Below are 15845 nucleotides of genomic sequence, written 5' to 3' on the forward strand. Positions count from 1 at the left end.
CCAAGGCAATCAGGATCGACTTTTGCTTTTGGCATCTTCAAGGCGAAACTGAAGCTTGGTCAAATCACTCACACAGGTCTTGAGAGGACTGATGAGATCACGGACAACCTTTTCCGGATGATCGTCATAATCTCGCGTCTCGCTACAATGAGCGTTCAAATCTTCGACCAGCACCTTGGACATGAACTCCATCTTTGCAACCTCGCGGCGTCGAGACTGGGCCCAGTAAGTAGGCGCCAGGGGAATGTCCAGAAAACTTAGGGCATGCACAATTGCAGTTGCCAGGTGGGTGCCCTCGTAGAATTGTGAATAGCGATCAATGTCCAACTCACCCGACTCCAGTGCAAAACGTTCGCGATGCAAGGTTGACAAAAGCTTTCCAGCAAACCGGCATTCTGATGAGCGATTCAACGCGTACACGGCGTATGGCAGGGGCGTATCATAGTCTTCGTCGTAGCCGTGACAGCTCTTGAGGTGGAAAACTCTCTTGAGCCGATCATCCTCCATAAAATGGTCGATACGCTTTTCATGTTCAACATCATGGTTGGAGATTTTGGCATGGGTCATGTACGTATGAGCGTGCGCAATGGCAGCCGGCAGATGTTCTTTTGCGTTTAGGATGGGAACATTTGCCTGGATGGTTGAGGTGCTGGCCAACTTGTCCAGGGTGGCAGGCTTCACAGCAAACAGGGAATACTCCTGCATGTTGGAGCAGTTCCAGTGCGGTTTTTCGATGCTTTGATGTCCATAATCCCAAAGCTTCTCAACCAAGTCCCCGAGGGACGACACCTGTGGATCAGCCATCGATTTGATCAGGCTCTGAATCGCGAACTGATCTTCAGCCCCGTTCTCGAATCTTCCACCACCCCAAACCGCTTTGATGGGAAGGCTGGCAAGCTTGTACTGGTCGTGAAGCCGTGTCAGAAGTCCTACGTCATTGTTTTCGGAACGGCTATTGATCAGGAACATGAGCACAACGGGCTCTCCCTCCTGAATGACCTGCTTGGTGATGCTGTCGATGATGTCCATAGTTAAGGCTCCCGGCCTAGGCTAATGTTGTGTTGAAGGTGGTTTAGATGCCCAGATTGGCGGCAAAAACGGTATCTCGTTGGCGCCCTGTCAGTTTCACATCGCTGGGCGAGACACCAAGATGGTGAATCAAGAACAGCTTCCATTTTTCACTGCGCACAGACTCGACCAAGTTGATAGCATCCTCTTTGCGTTCGGGCTTTCTCAGGTCGAAGGTTGCCATTTGGGCGAGAAACGTTCCTGCTGTCGGATAATCACGACTCATGCGGCCAAAGGACAGGGTCTTGAGCATCTTGTCGCAGATCAACCGCGCATAGTCAGGGTGCTGAGCTTTGTAGAACCAGGCGATGTGACTTTCGGTTTGAAAATTGCTCTGATTGCGCTTGAAGCCACGAATGATCTCTGCACTGACCCGAGTGCTGAGTGCATCAAGCCAGAGGTTCCTGGCAGAATCGTCCAACAGTGACAGGAATGCTTCATCGGCCCATGTGGTATCTGACTGATGTTTTTCAGTGCAGGAGATCAACCAGCCCGCATTCTCATTCAAATACTCGAAGATCTGGGTCATTTCTGGATTGCGGCTCATGACCTTAGACAAGTGACCAAAACGCTCAATCAGCTCTTCAGACTGGCCTTCAGGGCAGCTCCCTTTGTAAATCGATGCAGCAAGGTTAACGCACCATCCAGCATGGAATTTGTCACCTTCAAGTGATCGCAGCGCCCTGGATAACCAGAAGCGCTCCATCGCCCGCAGCTGAGGTTCAGGCGCTGACCGGCGTCGCCAGAATGTATTGGCATCGATGGACTCCATCAATGACCGATTCAGACTGAAGCTACTCCAGCCGCCTTCAACTTGCTCAACAAAAGCGTCGAGCAGATCAGTGTCCTCTGGGGTTGAGGTTTTGTTGATGATCAGATCAAGGGTGCTTAGATCTTTACTGTACCCACTGTGGTTGCGCGCATAGTTGGCGCTGGATTTGTAAGCCTTGAGGCCCAGGTTGTCGAAACTCAAAATGCAGAGCCATGCCAGGGTTCTACCCGAGCGCAGGTTTACTTTTCTCTTCTCATGACCATGAGCAGCTTTTTCAAAGTGATGCCAATTTCGACTTTCCAAAATCGAGGGACAGCTCCTGCCAAAACACCTGGCCAGAGACATCGGCGACAGACCGGTCACTATCCCTGCCAAATCTGTGATCAGCCCCTCATCGCCAAGAATGCCACGAACAGCTGACTCAGGAATGGACTTGGGCTTCCACTCGATGTACCGCCACATCTCCTCAAGCAGCGAGTCGCCGAATTTGTCCTGGGCGAGGTTTCCTGGGTAGGGATGACCTGTATTGAAGGTAGGCGACTCACCTTCGAGCTTGAAGCTGTGAGCAAGCCCCATTCCTTCTTCAATCCACGCTTTCAGGGTAGGAACGGCGAGCAACTCACCTACAGTGGTCGGGCTTGATTGCATCAATTCAGAGCGCAGCTCGTTGATCAGCCCACTGTAAAGCTCTCGGGGAATTGAAACGGGAATTTTGTCTGCAAAGCTGTCATAGCGTGTCAGGATCTGACCCAGGGTCAGGTCTTCTGAAACGCCAGAAATGCTGGCTTCATAATGGCTTTTTATAGCGCTGATGGCACGGCTCATGGGCTCGATCACTAATAGTGTTTCAACCATTATGCAGGATCCCGGAAAATGATTGGTATCCCTCTACAGAGCTTGGCCAATATATTGTAAAATCAGGGAAACATTCAAGGTAATGCCTCATGAACTCCCTTAAACGAAGTGCCCTACTCCTGGCCTTATCGCCTCTCCTTATGCTGACCCTGGCGCTGGGCGTTCAGTTTGGTTGGGGGTGGGATCCGTGCACCATGTGCGTTGAGATCAGGTTCCTGCTGGCCGCATGTTCCCTGGCTGGATTTGTTGCCCTCGCTTTGCCCGGCAAGCTTTCACTTGCAGGCCTTGCGCCTATGACGCTATTCAGTCTTGGCGCCACTTACCTCAACGGCAAGCTGGTTCTCCTGGAGCAGGGGATTCTGGAGGCATTTTCCTGCTCTCCCTTCCCTTTTTACAGTCAGGCCTTGCCCCTGCAGGATTGGTGGCCCCAGGTGTTCATGAGCGGTGGCATTTGTGGTCAGAATGATCATCTGGTTCTGGGTGTGTCATTCACGGTATGGACGCTATTGGGCGTAACGACTCTGAGCATTGCTATCCTGGCCCACCTCTTTCGTACAATAAAGGCTTGAGGCAAAGCCCTCTCCAGTGATGGAATGAAAGAAAAGAGAGTGCCGAGATGACCATGATCACCCCCCGAAACCAACTGCCTGCCACCCTGATGCCAACAGACACCGACATGCTCGATGAGATCGATGCTGTCTACGAAATCCTGGATGCCGAGCTACCGAGCGAGCTGAACGTGCATCGGCAAGCCATCGCCATTCTGAAAAGCGAACCCAAGCCTGTTGAGGCACTGACCCGCCTTTTCCTCTCTCATGTTGATGATGTCTCCAAGCGCGACGGACTGATGCTGGGAGTGCCCAAAGAAAATCATCAGGCAATCGCGACACGGCTGGCAACTGATTGGGACAATTCCTACGGAGTCGACATTCGCAGGGCAAAACTGCAAGAGATGGAAAGTCCTTCCCCATAATTGGGCTGAAACATTTCTGCAAGACGATGGCTGGCGGTGCGCCAGGATGTCCTATCGAATCGGTTGACGTGTTGGTGTACCCTGTTGCCCCGAGACAGCCAGCCGGTATCCAAACAGCATGCATCCCGCCATCCAAGATTTGTCCCCTGCCCAACAGGCTCGCTTGATTCATCTTGAGATGAATCTGCGTTTCATGGGTGGGTTCAGCCGGCATGTATTGGCCGATGAGCAAGGCATGCACGGCAACGCGATCACTAGGGATATTAAGATCTATCGCACCATAGCGCCGGACAACCTGTTGTATGATGTGACCGCAAAGCACTATCGAATAACTGACCGCTTCTCTCCTATCATAGAGGTAGAGCCCTCCAGGGCATTGGCTTGGCTCACACACCGCCAAGGACGTGGAGACGGGATGCCCAGTGCAATCGGCGTGCCCTTCTCAGCCCCCCTGCTACTGTGTCAGCCCTCAACCGACACCATTGCGTCAATTTCTAGGGCCATTCACGGACAACACCCGATACTTATCGAATACGAGTCGCTGCGAGAAAGAAGTGAGCGGGTAATCGTGCCCTATGCCCTGGTTAACAATGGGTTGCGATGGCACGTTCGGGCTTACGATCGAAAAGCCAGGCAGTTCCGAGACTTTGTGCTGACTCGAATCCTCTGCCCTCAAGTGCTGACCAGAGAGAAAATGGAGCCCTATGAGCAATCACATCTCGATGCGGCATGGTCAAATTCTGTTGAGTTGAAGCTGGTACCTCATCCTGACCGACCGAGACCTGAGGTCACCAGGCTCGACTATGGCATGAGCGAAGGCCCTATGACGGTGACGCTGCGATGGGCAGAGGTCGGATATACGCTGAGGCAGTGGAATGTCGACTGTTCCGCTGACCATCATATGAAGGGTGTGGAGAACAGACTCTGGCTGGCCAATCATGAGGTGCTTGATGCCATCCCGAACGCTTTGCTGGCGCCGGGGTTCAAAGGTTCAACGGGAGATGCTGTTATCGCTACTGACCAATAGGGTCTTCTTCCAGCTTTCCGGGAAGTTTCGAGGGTCGTGTAACAGTCTCGGGCAAAGTTGCTTCACGCGATCAGCCGCCGCGAATGGATGTGACACCTCGTCAAGACTTAAAATATTGTCTCTGATCCAACCGCTCAGCATGCGCAGCAGGCCTTCATTGGCCTTGTAGACCATGCGGTCTGCGCACAGTAGGTACGAGACCACTGTTTTGGCCACCAAGCCCATGCGGGGCTTGGCAGTGATCTCGCTGGGCATGACATCCTGATCGAATGCCAATTTCAAATAAGCTGTCAGCGAGCTAAAAAGCCTTTGTCCTGGTTCTGTCCCAAGGGAGGGGCTGAGTCCTATGATTCTGTCCTCGATCATGCGTTGATTATCAGGGGACAGAAAGGGTCGGAGCCTTATAGCCCATTGCTCGCCCCGGAAGATTTGTGGCAGTTCCAAAAGCTTTTCCAGCGCCTGCTCTTCAGAGACGTAGAATTGGAGAATGGTAGAGTTGGCGCATTCAAGATCGCGACACAGATGGGCGCTGATCAACGATACGCCAATGGCAAATGTCTGACGAAAATCAGGATCAATCACTTCGAATGTGCCGGCGCACTGCTCGACTTGCTGCTGACTGACCTTATTCTTGAGCGATTCGTGAATGATGATCGGGATGAGTGGTTCATGCCCTGTCATCCCCTCAAGCACCATAATGCGCTGCAGCTTGTAGAGGGAGGCGGTCAGGGAGCTATGACGTTGCTGCTGGCCGAACTGCTGACACAAGCCCATAAGCTCGTCGCGCTTTTTGAGCGTCCAGCCACCTTGTGTCGCTAAAGCATTCAAATTTGCCTGTCTCACATCCAATCTCCGTCACGCCGCCCGGCTTGTCCCGCCGATTGTTCGATATAAGTCATTATTTCATGCTATATGCGCATTTTTCAAACCAATATAACCAATAACGCTCTGGTTTGAGCTTTTTTTGCGTTCAAGTGCCCCACAAATGGGCAATTTCTTGACAAGCGTCACCTTCTGAACGCGCTTCATGCAGACAGTATGTGTTATTATTACCTATATTGACAACAAAAAGAGAGCTTTTGGCTATGACCACTCCAACCCTCCTCACCCAGCAGATTGAAATCGCTACGGCTGCGCTTCAGCGCATCTACGAGGATACAGACGATATCGACGCCAGACATGCAGCTGAGCACGCATTGGTCAAGATCAAGCGCCTGGAAATCAATGAGGAGGCGGATGCCTCAGCATCTGCATAGCTTAAACGCTTCCGATCAGGGGCTCCAGGCGGAGCGCCTGTGACCAGTAAGCTAGAGCACCAATATCCATCAGAACCTCCTGCAGCAGCTCTTGGTACAGGAAATCAAACAGTGCATTGGCCACAGAAGGGAATCCTGTGAGCATAAGGAACGTCAGCACTCGCGTTATTCGTAGGTGATTGTGGTCGATAGGACAGCACCAGTACCTGGAGTTGAGATCAAAATTCTCGGCCCTGGCAAATGTGCTTCCAAGTCTCTCTATGCCCCAGTGACCCAGCATGAGGTCAAGGTTCTTCCCCACCTCCCTCTTCATTACCTTGCTGATGTGAATCACTTCGCAGTGGATAGCCGTTAGAAGAGGCGCCTCAGGGTTTACCTTGGAAGGCTCGGGGCAAGGGAAAAGCCATTGTATGAAATCATGATTTTCCTCAAGCTCGAATGAGCCGAAACCCTGAATCTGCGCAAGCAGGAATCCATGCGGTGCCAGCTGCTGCTGCATGAACAGCAGCCATCGGTCTTGAGTCATTTTCGCAATCTCTGTTTAACCGGCTTTGGACTGGGCATCGTCGCCTGATGGAGGGGGAATGGCTCGCAGAATTTGTCCAAGCAAAGACGGGTTGAATTTTTGAAGTCTGCCATAAGGAGAGAACTCCCCGACCATCACCCCATAGCCAGGCGCCTTGAGACAGAACTCCACGTCTGTTTTGAGACTCCAGAAATTAGGCTTCATCTCGCGCAGGTCGATCCAGTACCTAGCATCGTCCATCGAAAAATAGGCCAGAAGTGCACGGTACATTGCAAGGGTGAGTGGATCCTCTGGGTTTTCTAGGCTTACGGTCTGCAGCATCACTCCATAGAGCTTCCAGCGCTCAGCACGCAGCTTGTGGGCCCAGGAAATCTGTTTGTCGCTACCACGTAGCTGGGGCAGCTCCAGTTCAAAAATGGTATCCCCTGGTTCAGCAAACAACGTCTTGAGCCTATTCTCGCATTCAGTGCACAGCATCCTGGAAAGCTCTTTGCGTTCCTGCTCTTTTTCCCTGGCATAGCGATAGGAAATGCAGACCGTTTCGGTGTGTCGGCAAACCCGTGTGATCGCACAGGGAACAGAAGATGAAGAGAACATCGCGTCGACCTCTTTATACAGGTGAAGACCGGCATCAGACCTGGCTCAGGGAGAGCTTTGGTTTGCCGCCACAATTTCAGGATCAGGCTAGGCGCAGAAGGAACCCTTAACACAGTGCATAGCTATAAGGTGCATGCACCACGTGAGGTTTGCCACAAGCCATTTAGGCCGATGCGTTTAGCTACTCTGCTTGGCCGTAATTTTATCGCATTCCGATAGGCTTAGCAATTTCTAAGAAAACCGTCATTGGCGATTTTCTTGGGGATGACGCGAATGGCCTCCTTCAGTGAAATGCATTGGCCCCACTCAGGCTGCGAGGAGGAAAGCAAGAATTTGAAGAAAAGATGAAAATAATTCAGATTGGGGGTTGACGGGGTTCTGCGGATAGGGTGTAATTAAATCATCAACAGCAAACAAGCTTTTCAAACGAGAGTACAGACGAAATGACCGCACACACCTTCAATCACCAGATTAATAAGCAAGGCAAGAATTATTTTGCCGTGTGGTGTGTGTCTGTACGGTAGATGATCTGAAAAGAGAGTCTACCTAGCGAAAGCAAAGGTTAGGCTCGAAACAAAGGGATTCTCAGAACCCCGGAGCCTAACAAGGATCCGGGGTTTTTGTTTTGGAGTGGTGGTCGAGAGGCTGAAGGCGCCGGGCTGTAAACCCGGATCGAGAGACGCGTAGGTTCGAATCCTACCCACTCCACCAGATTTGAAGGGTCAAGCAGGCCTGGCAGTAAAAGAGGAAGCGGCGAAGACAGATACACGTTCAAGTTGGTGGCATTGGATGCCATAAGATTCCTTAGGGGTACCAACCGCAAGATTGATGAGCTGAACACTCACCATCAAATCCGGCTAATGAGCAGGATGATTGTGAAGATTATTGCCAAAAGAGACCTTGAAAGGGATGAGAGCCCGAGGGGTGGAGAAGAGATAAACATGAATATGATTCATGTTAATGGGGCTTGAGAGAAGGATTTCTTGAAGGGTAAGGTGAAGGTTCACCCTCCTCCACCCTGTAAGAAGGTAAAGATTCAAATGCAAGCATAGCTCAATTGGGAGAGCGCCCGACCGATAATCGGGAGGTTGGATAGGGTTCAATTCCCCCTGTTTGCACCAATATTGGGGTTGTAGCTCAGATGGAAGAGCATTCGCCTTGCAAGCGAAAGGTCACGGGTTCGAGTCCCGTCTGCTCCACCAGTTTTACCCCGCTTCGGTGGGTAGTTTTTGGAGGGTTAGGCAAGTGGTCAAAGCCAGCGCACTGTAAATGCGCCCCCGAGTGGTTCTCAGGTTCAAATCCTGAATCCTCCACCAGAAAGTTGCAGTAGAAGTTGATGAAAAAGTTACGGGTAGCGGTTGTGATGGCATGCATGCCGGTCTCCAAAACCGTGCGGATTGGGTTCGAATCCCTGGCTGCCCGCCAAGTAAGATCCGAAATAGCTCAATGGGTAGAGCAAACGGCTGTTAACCGTTAGGTTCCAGGTTCGAGCCCTGGTTTCGGAGCCAAACATGCCATAAAAGAGTGATGGCTTAGTGGGGGATGGGGGCTGGATACAATGATTCAGCTAGGGTGACGGCGAGGTACAGGGGCCAGTCACTAAACGGGGCGGGAAGCGCGTTCGAAGATTTTGGGGTATTAGCTCAGCGGTAGAGCAACCGGCTTTTAACCGGCTGGCCGATTGGTTCGAATCCATCATGCCCCACCATGTTTGTTCCGGAATAACTCAGTTGGTAGAGTACCTGACTGTTAATCAGGGGGTCGCAGGTTCGAGTCCTGCTTTCGGAGCCAAGTTTAGCTTTAAATGATTTTGGGCAGGTAGTGCAAGTGGTCAAAGCCAGCGGGTTGTAACCCCGCCCCGGAAGGTTCGTAAGTTCAAATCTTACCCTGCCCACCACTTTGAAAGTTGTATATGTAGTTGCCTTGTAGCTCAGATGGAAGAGCACCTGACTCTGAATCAGGGGGTCGCAGGTTCAAATCCTGCCGGGGCTGCCAAATTTGTTTAAAAAGTTTCACGGGGTATTAGCTCAGCGGTAGAGCAACCGGCTTTTAACCGGTTGGCCGATTGGTTCGAATCCATCATGCCCCACCAAGTTTGTTCCGTAATAACTCAGTCGGTAGAGTATCTGGCTGTTAACCAGAGAGTCGCAGGTTCGAACCCTGCTTACGGAGCCATATTAGCTGTAAATGTTTTTTGGGTAGGTAGTGCAAGTGGTCAAAGCCAGCGCGCTGTAAACGCGCCCCGGAAGGTTCGTAGGTTCAAATCCTACCCTACCCACCACCTTGTGATGTACATGTTTTGTTGCCTTGTAGCTCAGTTGGTAGAGCACCTGACTCTGACTCAGGGGGTCGCAGGTTCGAGTCCTGCCGGGGCTGCCACATTTAGCAGTTCGCCTTCTTGGCGTAAGTGTAGATGATGGTGGTGAAGTTTGCCACAGCCACGAAGAATTTGCCTGTGTAGCTCAGCGGTTAGAGCAATTGCTTGATAAGCGATAGGTCAGTAGTTCGAATCTACTCACCGGCACCAGTTTTGCTCCTAATGGATAAGGGGTCTAAGTGATAAGGGGTTGTAGCTCAGCGGGAAGAGCGCTTGCATGGCATGCAAGAGGTCGTCGGTTCGAACCCGACCTGCTCCACCAAATATGCATCAGTAACTCAGACGGTAGAGTGTCAGTTTGAAAAGCTGAAGGTCACTGGTTCGATTCCAGTCTGATGCACCATTTGAAATATAGCACCGTTTTTTTTGGGTGCAAAAGATTAATCGCCGTCATAGCTCAGTTGGTAGAGCGAGTTCTTGGTAAGGACTAGGCCGTAGGTTCGATCCCTGCTGTCGGCACCAGTTAGTGGTGATTGTAGCTCAGTTGGTTAGAGTGCCTGGCTGTGAACCAGGAGGCCGAGGGTTCAAGTCCCTTCAGTCACCCCATTATTGTTAGCCCCTTCACCTAGTGGCAGGGTACCTGGTTTTGACCCAGGGTGCGTGAGTTCGAATCTCGCAGGGGCCGCCAGACATGTGCGAGAGCACAATAAGTTACGCCGACATGGCCGAGTGGCCCAGGCACGTGATTGCAAACCACGTTACGAGAGTTCAATTCTCTCTGTCGGCTCCAAATGCAATGCAACGTTAGCTCAATTGGTAGAGCAAGGAGCTTTTAACTCCGAGGTTATAGATTCGATTTCTATACGTTGCACCAACTTACGGAAGCTTAGCTCACTCGGTAGAGCGGCCCCCTTACAAGGGGCAGGTAGTCAGTTCGATACTGACAGCTTCCACCAACATCATGACGTTTCGGATGACCGGGATGTCTCGAAGGGCCCTTGGCCCCCACCTTTTGCGTCCTTGGCATATGTGGTTGTGTGCCAGGTTGCCAGCCTGGTTAAGCCGGTTCGACTCCGGCAGGACGCTCCATTTAGCTATATATTGTGTTAACATCACCTTCCGGCTAGCCAGAGACTAGCTCTGAACCCTGGTGTATTCCACACCGTCGATCGTAAACAAGGAATCTATCATGTCACTGTTCCAAGAGGTACAAGCCCAGCGTCAGACGTTGCGCAAAGACCCTGCCCAGGTGGCAGGCTTCAATATTCTCACGCTTCTGGTGGGTGAGCTCGAAACCGCGTCCAAGCGAGACGGGTCTCAGATCACTGATGAAAAAGTGGTATCAGTGGCCAAGAAGCTCATCAAAAGCAATGAGGAAACCCTTCGCTTGACCTCCGGTGCCGGCGCCACAAAGCTTGATGCAGAAAACGTCGTGCTGCGCACCCTTCTCCCGCAGGAGTTGTCCGAGGATCAGCTGCTCAAGATTCTGGTTGATGCCAAACCCGGTAACATCGGCGAGGCGATGAAGCATCTGAACGGCCAGTTCGCCGGTCAGTTCGACAAGGGCCTTGCATCGCGTGTAGCCAAGCAATTTCTGTCGTAACAAGAGCGGGGGCCTGGCCCCCGCTTCTTCATAGAAACGAGGCAGCAATGAATAGCCAGGATGCGTTAGTAGTCCTCAAGATTCTAAGCATCAACCTGCAGAAAGAAAAGGTTGATCAGGATGCACCTGCTATCGAGATGCTGCTGGCCCAGCTGGAAATCGATTCTCTTGCCAATGCTCTTGGCCTGGTTCGACTTGAAGTGGTGGGTTCCCTTGAGCGGCTAAGGGTTGCAGGGTTGATCTTCTCGCACCAAGACACTTCTATCAGAGCAAACAAATATGCATTGATGGGGTTGGCGCGCTTTGGGTTTCGGCATTTATTCCCTGTATCTCCAGGGCTGGAAACCCGTGGGCTGCCCACTGCGCACGCTGCCGCACCGATGAACAAACGTCTCTTCAGTGCAGGATCTCGAATTCCAGTATGGCCAACCCAGCTAGGTGATCAGGTGGGCTACAGTATCTCGCCCCTTCATCCTGGTGCACCTCGGGCCGCGCTGGCAGACCCTACTCTTTACGGTATTCTGGTCATGATTGACTCTATGCGTGTCGGCAGAGCCAGAGAAACGAGTGTGGCTTCGGAGCTACTCTGCGAAGCCCTGAAGATGCCGCCAGGATGGCCTTCTCGATAGAAGCTCATCCTTCCCTGGTGTCAGGCCTATTGCCCTATGCTTAGGGGTAGCAGCATTAGAGCGCCGGGGCGACATCCGCAATTTTCTTGACCGTGGATTCGACGTACTTGCTGATGTTTGAGGTATTCGACTCCAGCCCTTTGCCAAGGTTGATCGCCCTTACATGAAAATCGGTTGCCGCGTTGCGCACAGTCTTGGCATCAACACCCGAATCACTCATCAAATTGCCCAGTATTGCTGAGGGTTCCAGTCCGAATGCAGCTTTGTGGCCATCTACCTGGGTCTGCAACTGGGTCAGCATCGCCTGCGCATTCATGACCTCATCGCTTCCAGCGGGTGCCATGTCCACCAGCTTGACCTGATGGTCGACGTTTGCCTGCATCATTTCCAAATACATGGATTTTTCTTGAGGGCCAGGGACTGCATCAGTCTTCTGCGCCAAAGCATGCAGGGCTTCAGAAAACTCAGCAGGCAGTTTCACCCCAAGCTGCTCTTTGAGCTGAAACTCCTTGACCATGGACTTGAAGCCATCGCTATGAATAGAGACTTCGCCATCCTTGGTGAAGTGACGCATGAAAATCTCGTTGACCTTGGCTGTCACCACTTCGTGTGATGAGCCTTGCAGGCTGGCATAAGAAAAGCCTTTGTCCTGCTCAGCCTTCAGCACAGTTGCAACAGCCATGGCCGAGGTGTGGGTCAAGCCGTCCAGATTGTTCAGTCGGATGGCCAGTTCAAATTCAGTGAACCCGCGAAGATCCCCCGTTGTAGCAGCTGTCTGAAGCGCTCCATGCAAATCTGCGTAGGTTTCCAGTAGTGAGAAGCTCAGAGGATCAACTACCTTGCCGGCATCAGAAGCCGCCATGAAATCTTTCGGGGACTGGTTCATCATCCACTTGAAATCCAACGTGCCCGATTCATTTTGCATTGCATGGTTGATCAGTGCGCCTGGCACTGAATAGGGCGTAAGTCCTGTAGCTCTCAGCATGGGGCCGATGTCTTTACGCGCCAGGATGTCCAGGCAGTGCCCATATTCATGTCCAGAGGTGGCCAAGCGGGTTAGACCCGCGTCTACGATGGCCCCTTTGCTCGTGTTATCGATCTGGATGATTCGGTTGCCGAGGTTGGCAGCCATTCCCGGATTATCTGAGACCGCACACACCACCTCTCCAGCGGTATTGTCCAGGAGGCTGGCGGCAGGGAATTGGCTGAGGCTTGGATCGATTTCTTTGACGGCTAGGTTTTCTGAGCTGATGAAAACCACCTCATCGCCTGATAGGGACTTTGATTTGAAGGAATGCAGGGGCCCCGCTTTTTCTATTTGCAGCACGGCGGCTGCAGGGTCTCGCAGATGCTGCTCGATCGCTTGAACCGGCATGACCAATGCCTGCGACAGCACCGCTGCTGTACAAGTAATGATGACAGCCCTCTTCAGCCAACTACCGGGGTCAAGGATCAAAGACATGAAATGGAGCCTCAATGGCATGGTTGTTTTATCAGTATATTGGCTAGGCTAATGGATTAGCAAACCGTAGAGCCCAATGCAACTGAAAGAACACGAAGCGCAGGCAGGTATCAGCAGACTGAAATCTCATTGTTGAGCTGGTTGAGCCAGCACTGACACCTCTTCTTGATTACTTTTTGGAATGCGTTCTGAAGTTACTAGACTTAGATTAGCGAATAACGATCTATGGGTTAAAGGCCTAAATCCACGGCGAAATGTTGTTCTCTCACTTGGTGAAAAAAATCTGATCTGGCCAACAGCAGGGGTGGTATGCCCTGTTGCTGCCACCTCTGTACGACCTCGCTCATGGGCTTGCCATGACGCATGATACCCCGGCACATCTGAGCGCAGAGTTCTGCCAAGGCGTCATTGTTCCCAGGCCCGGCAGAGCAGATCACGAGTTCTACCAATGCCTGATTGATGATCTGCCCTTCTATGCTATCCATGTCTGTGTCGACAAGGCTTCCAGGCAGAGTCACCTTCTGTTCAATTGCCCACGCAAACATTACACGGTACGCGTCAAAAAGCATGCGCTGCTGGGTGCGGTTGAACCCGCAGCGGGTTCTGAAATCGAGAATTAGGAAGATGGCCTCATTGAGATCAGAGCGATCCAATGCAATGCCTAGCTTTTGGGGCAGATCCATACTCACAGGGGCTTCCTTTGTTCTCAAAGATTAAAAGCAGCCTGCCCGGCAGAGCCGTGCAGAAAGGCGACCTCCCCCACAGCCAGGCATTGCTTACACAGGCTTACAACCCAGGACTCAAATATTGCTGTGGAGCGCTGAGCTCAAGATGCCGATCCATATTGCCGTGCCAGAAATCTCTAAGCTCTTTTGAGTATCGGCTCTGAAATTTCTCGTTGCCAGGTTCGTGCACCATTGTTTGTCGAATGGATGTCCATGAGTTGCGATCACTGGTATCCAGGTAGATCGCCTGACCCATAACCTTGGAGGCGTGTGCCGACAAAACCTGCCAATCGTTCATCAGCTGGCCGACGTCTTTGCCATTTTCACCAAGGTTGGCCACGATGTCATCAATGTAATCATCGATAGCCTTCAAAGCCGGGAAGGCTTTTAGGGCATGGTGTTGTTTGAGGATATCGTTGCCAGGCGCTGGGCCTGTGAGAATCTCAAATTCAGCCTGGGGCTTCCCGGTCTCGTCAACCTTGAAAATCTCAGCCATCAGGGCTTTGGCGCTATCACTTACGGCAACTTTCATGGGGAATCCTTGTTTTTTCGTGCCCAGCCCTATGGCTCAAGCAAGGGTGTCTGGAATCTTTTTGCGAGCTTGAAGCAAGCTTTGCAGCGGACTTTTGGAGCGTATGATCCACAATGGCCATCGGCTAAAGCGCTGACAATTACGCCAGACCATTGGTTACCATTATTGCCTGAGGCGCAGGTGCAAAGAAAGTCTCCCCTGGCCCGATTGAGCTTGTAAGCAACTAGATCCTGATCCAACTGCACATGCCGCACGGTAGCGTGGTTGTGCCCGTGTGCCAGGAGGGACTGACTGGCCTTTTTCCTGAAACGTTAGTATCTCAGCCTTGAGCTCGATCTTGCCGGTCTCATCGACCACAGCCGCAAGCGTCTTCCCGAGAATGCCTCTCATCCAGAAAGGGTTAATGAAACTCGATAGTGCTTGGAACTTTCTGATCGTCGAAATAGCACCTCGAAAACCCTGAAATAGGGTATTTACAGGCTACCTAGGGATTTTCCATATCGACTATTAATGAGATAATTGATCCAGAACAAATACAACCGTGAGCATACCTGATGAGAACCCTAATTCAAGTGATTGTTGCCTCGTTCATGCTGGTCAGCGTCTGCGCGCATGCAGATCAAGAAGCCGCACTCATTGAGCTTGCCCCTATTCTCATTACAGCGCCTGAGCTGACTGCAGATGAGATCCAGGCTGCCACAAAGGAGGAAGAGGCGGAAGAAGCCCAGCTCAACCTCGTTGAAGCCCAGGTAGGAGTTGATCCCACCCATGAGTGAGTTGGACGATAGCCAGCGACAACCCCATGAGCCGAGCTATTTTGGGGTCACCCGCGAGAATGTGCATGCTATTCGTGCATTTAGCGGAGAAGGCATTATGTCGATCAAAAAAAAGCTGGAGGCTGCCAATGGCGATCCGCTGCTGGCCATCGGTCTGTTGAAGTACGAGGGGTGCCTGGTTAACTTCAAAACCGGGGATGGTTCGGCAAGATTTGCTGGCATGGCCAAGTTTTGGGCAGCTCGATTGCAAATGGTTGACGGGGTAATCAGCTACAAGCAGGAGCTTGAGATCTCAAGTCCATCACTTTGAACCTATCAGGCTTGGGTGGCGAGCATGGTACCGCTTGCCTGAATGATGATCTTCCTAGCCTGAGTGACTGGCTGCAGGTGATTATCGACGAAGGTAGCCCACTTGTAGGGGTTGTAGCGCACAGTTCGGCTAAGTCCGTCCATATCTGAATCTGGCGCTGTCAGCATCTCGGGCACGGCTCTGCCTTTGTAGGCAATGAGGCCCTCTACCCTTTCAAGCCAGCCTTCTACATGGGCGTGCACCGCTTTTCTGCGGCTTTGAACCACCCGCAGCCTCCCCTGCTCATTGACCTTGAACACCGCGTCCTGCAGTTGCAGCGCTTGGCAATGCGCAAGGATGAGTCCGCTGTCGATCGCCTGGATCGAGAGCAACCCATTATTGATATTTCGGTATACTCGTACTCGGTTCGGCATGACG

General features: G+C 51.9%; 17 protein-coding genes and 20 tRNA genes. 28 read left to right on the forward strand and 9 right to left on the reverse strand.

The genetic code is table 11. The features are described from left to right. Positions 1-9: 9 nt before the first annotated feature. Together IFT57_RS06160 and IFT57_RS06165 are read right to left on the reverse strand one after the other, a co-directional pair. Positions 10-1029, reverse strand: a complete 1020-nt coding sequence (locus tag IFT57_RS06160; RefSeq protein ID WP_192092729.1) for a hypothetical protein — start codon at positions 1027-1029, stop codon at positions 10-12. A 43-nt stretch (positions 1030-1072) separates the two neighbouring features. Further along, complete coding sequence (locus IFT57_RS06165) at positions 1073-2665, reverse strand: hypothetical protein (RefSeq protein WP_192092727.1); 1593 nt, start codon at positions 2663-2665, stop codon at positions 1073-1075. Positions 2666-2784: 119 nt separating this feature from the next. On the opposite strand from IFT57_RS06165, the gene IFT57_RS06170 reads away from it, so the two are divergent. The 3 genes from IFT57_RS06170 (at position 2785) to IFT57_RS06180 (ending at position 4695) form a co-directional block, all read left to right on the forward strand. Continuing rightward, a complete protein-coding gene (locus tag IFT57_RS06170) occupies positions 2785-3264 on the forward strand; it encodes a disulfide bond formation protein B (protein ID WP_192092725.1) in 480 nt (159 codons plus the stop codon). A gap of 47 nt (positions 3265-3311) precedes the next feature. Further along, on the forward strand, positions 3312-3668 hold the full coding sequence (locus IFT57_RS06175) for a hypothetical protein (protein WP_122531301.1): 357 nt from the start codon (positions 3312-3314) through the stop codon (positions 3666-3668). 118 nt (positions 3669-3786) lie between these two features. After that, on the forward strand, positions 3787-4695 hold the full coding sequence (locus IFT57_RS06180; RefSeq protein WP_192092724.1) for a WYL domain-containing protein: 909 nt from the start codon (positions 3787-3789) through the stop codon (positions 4693-4695). On the opposite strand, the gene IFT57_RS06185 is transcribed toward IFT57_RS06180, so the two are convergent. Then, entirely contained in the window at positions 4660-5538 is an 879-nt protein-coding gene (locus IFT57_RS06185; RefSeq protein ID WP_192092722.1) for a hypothetical protein, read from the reverse strand. The genes IFT57_RS06180 and IFT57_RS06185 overlap by 36 nt on opposite strands. Positions 5539-5780: 242 nt before the next feature. Here IFT57_RS06185 and IFT57_RS06190 point away from each other — a divergent pair, with 242 nt between their 5' ends. Next, complete coding sequence (locus IFT57_RS06190) at positions 5781-5951, forward strand: hypothetical protein (RefSeq protein ID WP_192092720.1); 171 nt, start codon at positions 5781-5783, stop codon at positions 5949-5951. A 1-nt stretch (position 5952) separates the two neighbouring features. On the opposite strand, the gene IFT57_RS06195 is transcribed toward IFT57_RS06190, so the two are convergent. Further along, positions 5953-6450, reverse strand: a complete 498-nt coding sequence (locus IFT57_RS06195; RefSeq protein ID WP_192092718.1) for an opioid growth factor receptor-related protein — start codon at positions 6448-6450, stop codon at positions 5953-5955. Positions 6451-6492: 42 nt separating this feature from the next. After that, a complete protein-coding gene (locus IFT57_RS06200) occupies positions 6493-7074 on the reverse strand; it encodes a hypothetical protein (protein ID WP_192150975.1) in 582 nt (193 codons plus the stop codon). Positions 7075-7701: 627 nt separating this feature from the next. Here IFT57_RS06200 and IFT57_RS06205 point away from each other — a divergent pair. From IFT57_RS06205 to IFT57_RS06310, 22 genes are all read left to right on the forward strand, one after another. After that, a tRNA-Tyr gene (locus IFT57_RS06205) sits at positions 7702-7785 on the forward strand. A gap of 331 nt (positions 7786-8116) precedes the next feature. Beyond that, positions 8117-8195 (forward strand) — tRNA-Ile (locus tag IFT57_RS06210). Positions 8196-8200: 5 nt separating this feature from the next. Then, positions 8201-8276, forward strand: a tRNA-Ala gene (locus IFT57_RS06215). Positions 8277-8305: 29 nt separating this feature from the next. Then, positions 8306-8390 (forward strand) — tRNA-Tyr (locus IFT57_RS06220). A gap of 116 nt (positions 8391-8506) precedes the next feature. Next, positions 8507-8582, forward strand: a tRNA-Asn gene (locus IFT57_RS06225). A gap of 124 nt (positions 8583-8706) precedes the next feature. Further along, positions 8707-8782 (forward strand) — tRNA-Lys (locus IFT57_RS06230). Positions 8783-8789: 7 nt separating this feature from the next. Continuing rightward, positions 8790-8865, forward strand: a tRNA-Asn gene (locus IFT57_RS06235). A 21-nt stretch (positions 8866-8886) separates the two neighbouring features. Continuing rightward, positions 8887-8971: transfer RNA gene (locus IFT57_RS06240), tRNA-Tyr, on the forward strand. Between the two features lie 119 nt (positions 8972-9090). Further along, positions 9091-9166 (forward strand) — tRNA-Lys (locus IFT57_RS06245). A 7-nt stretch (positions 9167-9173) separates the two neighbouring features. After that, positions 9174-9249, forward strand: a tRNA-Asn gene (locus tag IFT57_RS06250). A 21-nt stretch (positions 9250-9270) separates the two neighbouring features. Further along, positions 9271-9355: transfer RNA gene (locus IFT57_RS06255), tRNA-Tyr, on the forward strand. A 170-nt stretch (positions 9356-9525) separates the two neighbouring features. Further along, positions 9526-9601, forward strand: a tRNA-Ile gene (locus tag IFT57_RS06260). A 36-nt stretch (positions 9602-9637) separates the two neighbouring features. Then, positions 9638-9713, forward strand: a tRNA-Ala gene (locus IFT57_RS06265). A gap of 5 nt (positions 9714-9718) precedes the next feature. Beyond that, a tRNA-Phe gene (locus tag IFT57_RS06270) sits at positions 9719-9794 on the forward strand. A 43-nt stretch (positions 9795-9837) separates the two neighbouring features. Beyond that, a tRNA-Thr gene (locus IFT57_RS06275) sits at positions 9838-9913 on the forward strand. Between the two features lie 7 nt (positions 9914-9920). Continuing rightward, positions 9921-9997, forward strand: a tRNA-His gene (locus tag IFT57_RS06280). 109 nt (positions 9998-10106) lie between these two features. After that, positions 10107-10181 (forward strand) — tRNA-Cys (locus IFT57_RS06285). 8 nt (positions 10182-10189) lie between these two features. Further along, positions 10190-10265 (forward strand) — tRNA-Lys (locus IFT57_RS06290). 6 nt (positions 10266-10271) lie between these two features. Then, positions 10272-10347, forward strand: a tRNA-Val gene (locus IFT57_RS06295). A 58-nt stretch (positions 10348-10405) separates the two neighbouring features. Next, a tRNA-Gly gene (locus IFT57_RS06300) sits at positions 10406-10480 on the forward strand. 100 nt (positions 10481-10580) lie between these two features. After that, complete coding sequence (locus IFT57_RS06305; protein ID WP_192092710.1) at positions 10581-10994, forward strand: GatB/YqeY domain-containing protein; 414 nt, start codon at positions 10581-10583, stop codon at positions 10992-10994. Positions 10995-11041: 47 nt separating this feature from the next. Next, positions 11042-11623 carry a hypothetical protein gene (locus IFT57_RS06310; protein WP_192150977.1) on the forward strand — a complete coding sequence of 194 codons (582 nt, stop codon included), beginning with the start codon at positions 11042-11044 and terminating at the stop codon, positions 11621-11623. A 55-nt stretch (positions 11624-11678) separates the two neighbouring features. Here IFT57_RS06310 and IFT57_RS06315 read toward each other — a convergent pair whose 3' ends face one another. The 3 genes from IFT57_RS06315 to IFT57_RS06325 form a co-directional block, all read right to left on the reverse strand. Further along, entirely contained in the window at positions 11679-13085 is a 1407-nt protein-coding gene (locus IFT57_RS06315) for a hypothetical protein (RefSeq protein WP_192150979.1), read from the reverse strand. Positions 13086-13315: 230 nt separating this feature from the next. Continuing rightward, a complete protein-coding gene (locus IFT57_RS06320) occupies positions 13316-13768 on the reverse strand; it encodes a hypothetical protein (protein WP_192151293.1) in 453 nt (150 codons plus the stop codon). Positions 13769-13871: 103 nt separating this feature from the next. Then, the gene (locus tag IFT57_RS06325; protein ID WP_192092704.1) at positions 13872-14342 is read right to left on the reverse strand and encodes a hypothetical protein; all 471 of its coding nucleotides are present in this window, start codon (positions 14340-14342) and stop codon (positions 13872-13874) included. A 554-nt stretch (positions 14343-14896) separates the two neighbouring features. Between IFT57_RS06325 and IFT57_RS06330 the strand changes: the two genes are divergently transcribed. Together IFT57_RS06330 and IFT57_RS06335 are read left to right on the forward strand one after the other, a co-directional pair. Continuing rightward, the gene (locus tag IFT57_RS06330) at positions 14897-15118 is read left to right on the forward strand and encodes a hypothetical protein (protein ID WP_192092701.1); all 222 of its coding nucleotides are present in this window, start codon (positions 14897-14899) and stop codon (positions 15116-15118) included. After that, positions 15111-15428 carry a hypothetical protein gene (locus tag IFT57_RS06335; protein WP_192150981.1) on the forward strand — a complete coding sequence of 106 codons (318 nt, stop codon included), beginning with the start codon at positions 15111-15113 and terminating at the stop codon, positions 15426-15428. The genes IFT57_RS06330 and IFT57_RS06335 overlap by 8 nt, the downstream gene beginning before the upstream one ends. 5 nt (positions 15429-15433) lie before the next feature. On the opposite strand, the gene IFT57_RS06340 is transcribed toward IFT57_RS06335, so the two are convergent. After that, a complete protein-coding gene (locus IFT57_RS06340; RefSeq protein WP_192092697.1) occupies positions 15434-15841 on the reverse strand; it encodes a hypothetical protein in 408 nt (135 codons plus the stop codon). Positions 15842-15845 lie beyond the last annotated feature (4 nt).

The organism is Pseudomonas sp. CFBP 13719 (assembly GCF_014842095.1).
Classification (GTDB): Bacteria; Pseudomonadota; Gammaproteobacteria; order Pseudomonadales; family Pseudomonadaceae; genus Aquipseudomonas.